General features: G+C 70.6%; 1 protein-coding gene. It reads right to left on the bottom strand.

What is annotated here, in order from left to right:
• Positions 1-1,638 (bottom strand): condensation domain-containing protein (locus FUT87_RS11910; protein WP_255511784.1); only part of this gene is annotated, 1,638 nt, incomplete at both ends.

Genomic DNA, 1,638 nt, shown 5'->3' with positions numbered 1-1,638 from the left:
GAGAACAGCGGCGTGCCGCCCGGCAACCCGCTGCAGCGCTGGGCCAGCGACAGCGGCGCGTGCTCGTGGTGCAGCAGGCCGGTGAGCCGCTCATGCGTCTCCCGCAAGCCCTGCGCGACGCTGCGCCCGCGCAGTTCGACCCGCAAGGGCAGCGTGTTGATGAACATGCCCATCGCACGATGCGCCTCGTCCCCGCCCTGCATGCGCCCGAACAGCACCGTGCCGAAGACCACGTCGTCTCGCCCCGCGGTGCGTGCCAGCACCAGCGCCCAGGCCAAATGGAACAAGGTCGCGGCGCTCACGCCCTGGCGACGCGCCTGCTCGCGCAACTCGGTCGAGAGCGTCACCGGCAAGGTCAAGCGCGACTCCTCGTTCGCGCTGCCATCCAGTCGCGCGTCGACGAGACCGAAAGGCGCGGTCACCTCGTCCACGCCGCCCAGCATCTGCCGGAAGAAGGCCTCGTGCTGATCCCCACTCATGCCCGCGCGCGCCTGCGCCACATAGCGGCGGTACGGCACCGGCCGGGGCAGCTCGGCATGACGCTGCTGGAGGATCAGCGCGATCTCCTCGATCATCAGCTTCTCGGCCGTGTGGTCGAGCGCGAGGTGATGACTGGGCAGCTGCAACAGCCACTGACCGCTGGCCGCATCGTGGACCGCAATGGCCCGCACCATCGGCGCGCAGCGCACGTCGATGCGGAAGGCGCGGCGATCCACATGAGCCGCCAGCCGCTCCGCGGCACGGCCCGCGGCGCGGTCGGCCTCGTCGATCGGCAGCCATTCGAGGGTGAGCGGCGCCGCGCGGCAGACGACCTGCACCGGCTCGCGCAACCCCTCCCACACGACGGCGGTGCGCAGGATGTCGTGACGCGCGATGACCTGATTCAGCGCGTCGATGAAACGCGTCAACCGTGCCTCGCCGTCGAAGCGCAGCAGCAGCGAGATCACATAGGCGTCGCCCTGCTCCTGCATCAGATGATGGAAGAGCATGCCCTCCTGCAGCGGCGCGAGCGGGTAGATGTCCTGGATGTTGGCCGCGCCGCCGGGGATCGCGGCCTCGATGCGCCGCAGCTCGGCCGTGTCGAGGTCGACCAGCGGCAGCATGCCCGGCTCGAGTGCGGTGCAGCCGGCCGGGATGGTCGCCGCATTGGCGTCGGGGTCTGCGATGGGGACGGCCACGCCCGCCGACTGGGCCACGGCTGACGCGAAATCGGCGAGTCGCGGATGAAGGAACAAGGCCCGCATCTCCGATGGCCAACCGCACTGGCGCAGTCTCGCCTGCAGCTGGATCGCGAGCAGCGAGTGCCCGCCCAATTCGAAGAAGCTGTCCCACCGGCCGACGCGCTCCACGCCGAGCAGGTCACGCCAGATCGACGCGATGGTCGCTTCGACCTCGCCCTGCGGGGCCTCGTAGGCCGCCGCTGACTGAGCATGGAGGTCCGGCGCCGGCAGGGCCTTGCGATCGACCTTGCCGCTGGGGTTCAGGGGCAGCGTGTCGAGCATGACGATGGCGCTGGGGACCATGTACTCGGGCAAGGCCCGACCGAGCGCCTCGCGCAGGATGTCGGTGTCGAGTGCGCCGTCTGGCTGCGCCGTCGCTCCGGGCTGCGCGGACGCCGCCGCGTGCGCAGAGACGTAT

This window comes from Mitsuaria sp. TWR114, from assembly GCF_007997345.1.
Note: the sequence above shows the minus strand (reverse complement) of the source record. Positions and strands in the feature narration are given on the sequence as shown.